Origin of the sequence: Hyella patelloides LEGE 07179, assembly GCF_900659865.1 — a bacterium.
GTDB classification, from domain to species: Bacteria; Cyanobacteriota; Cyanobacteriia; order Cyanobacteriales; family Xenococcaceae; genus Hyella; species Hyella patelloides.
Genome location: NZ_LR214261.1, coordinates 1 through 2,110 on the forward strand (window position 1 = coordinate 1; position 2,110 = coordinate 2,110).

Below are 2,110 nucleotides of genomic sequence, written 5' to 3' on the forward strand. Positions count from 1 at the left end.
ACGATGTATCTCTGGATAGAAACCCCTGTCGGTAAAGGTTCAACAGAATTTGCTTTAGATGTGCTGCAAAACACAGGAGTAGTTGTCACCCCTGGCAATGCTTTTGGTGAAGCAGGAGAAGGTTATGTCAGAATCAGTTTAATCACAGATTGCGATCGCTTAGGCGAAGTCTTAAAACGCTTTCAACAGGCAAAAATCAAGTATCAGTAGTTAGAAAATTAGAGATTTAAAGATCGCGACGATGATAAAGTCAGACTAATACTTAACTTCTTGACTACTTCATCCCTTATCCTCAATCCTGAAAACTAATTTCGTTCGATAATGTCTCTGACAGTAATTTTTTGTTCCTTAGAGTACTTATCAGCAAAAGAGCGATTTGCCACTAATTGCACCTCAACAGCAGTACCTAATTGTAGATACTCTGGGGGTATGGGTAATTGACCCAAGTTGAGAATAAAGCGATCGCCATTTTTTTCGATTGCTTCTGGAGGCACTTGACCCTCATACTTTGTTTTGTAATCAAATACCCGACGAAATCTGGCATCATCAACAGAATTACTAACCCGATACCTAATCGAAAAATCAGTATCTAAAACATTAGACTTTTGAGCTCGATCTTCTATCGCTAATTTTAAATTCTCTCCTGTTCCCGATATGCCTTGATGTTTAAGGCGAGTGACATCTTTTTCTCGTACTGCATTAAATACAAAAAACTCAGAAACTCGATCTCTTTTTAGTTCGCTAGTTTCTAACCACAAATCATCAGGGAAATTCAGATTAGGATTATTTTCTCCATCCAAACTGAGAGTAATTCGTTCATCAGCGAAATCCGCTACAGGTTGGGAAGCATCCCAAACTAACAAGACAGTATGCTCATGGCGTGCTACTAGCTCTTGATACTCATCTGCCACAATTGAACCTGGAGCAAGCAAAGAAGTTGCACCAGTTTTAGTTTCCCATTCATTTCTTGATAGAGTAAATCCGCGATCTTGCAACTCTCCCATAGTTAAAGTAGCTTGAGGACGGTCTGGAGTCAGGGACTTATCTAAATTAATTACAGTTAAAGTTCCCAGACGACCATTTCTACCAGCTATACCAGCTCTACCAGTTCTACCATCATAGCCATCAACACACTGCAACTCTGTAGTAGTGCAACTATACTTAGAACTTCCTGGTCTTCCTTTACAAGTTTGTTCATTCCAGTTAGACACAGGACATTGACACCCCTGTCCTCCTTGTCCTCCTTGTCCTGGTTCGCCTCCTTCGCCCCCACTAGCGACTACATAGATTTGCTGTAAATAGCTTGGCTCTGTGGTGTAGACAGTTAATGAACCACCATGACCACCGTTTCCGCCATCTCCACCATCTCCACCATGTCCGCCATTAGAAGCCTGTAGATTATTGGACTTTTCTTTTAGCTCTCCATCGCAAATTGCACCACCACCATTAGTTCCACTATTACCAATAAAACCATTCTCTCCTGACAAATCTAATGTCATTGGTGAACCATCGGCAAATACTGTCAGACTATCACTGTTTCTCCCATTTTGACCTTTTTGTCCGACAGTTCCATCTTCTCCTCTTTCTCCAAAATCTTCTACCTCAGAAGCTCTAGCGAGAGAAGCACAAAACATAGAATCAGCAGTCTCAATAGAGAATTGAGGAATAGCAAGAATGGCAACTGCCAAAGATAATTGACCTAGAAAACGCACTAACATGGTAACAAAAGATAATTCGACTTGACTTTCGCTAATGGTATGCCATATTTTTTCAAATTTATCAAGTTTTTTTAAGTTAAGTTAACAATACAAACAATAAAATTACATTACAGGCAAAAAAATACAGCCTACGGTAGAGGCTGATCGGTATTTATTCTATTTATTCTTGGTAATCATTTTATTAAACATTAAACGAGCAAGTAAAGTAGATTTTACTAATTTACAAAAACCCAGTTTAAATGCGTCTTGGTTGATGAACGTCAATGACAATTTACAGAGAAAAGCTTGAAAAGCTTATCAAAAACTGACATTCCGCAGATAATTTTCTCAAGGAAATAATTAAATGAATTTGCTTGAATATAGCCGTTTATAGCAATCGCCAATCTTCAAAA

The 2,110-nt window shown here is 38.8% G+C and carries 1 protein-coding gene and 1 pseudogene; one reads left to right on the forward strand and one right to left on the reverse strand.

Going from position 1 to position 2,110, the window contains the following annotated elements; translation table 11 throughout:
• A pseudogene (locus H1P_RS32920) lies at positions 1-210 on the forward strand (LL-diaminopimelate aminotransferase); the annotation flags it as partial.
• 95 nt (positions 211-305) lie between these two features.
• On the opposite strand, the gene H1P_RS36975 reads toward H1P_RS32920, so the two are convergent.
• Complete coding sequence (locus tag H1P_RS36975) at positions 306-1,718, reverse strand: collagen-like protein (RefSeq protein ID WP_186376292.1); 1,413 nt, start codon at positions 1,716-1,718, stop codon at positions 306-308.
• Positions 1,719-2,110 lie beyond the last annotated feature (392 nt).

Bases quoted from the DNA above. Each gene is read 5' to 3' on its own strand.
- H1P_RS36975 (WP_186376292.1), bottom strand. From the start codon at position 1,718: ATGTTAGTGCGTTTTCTAGGTCAATTATCTTTGGCAGTTGCCATTCTT.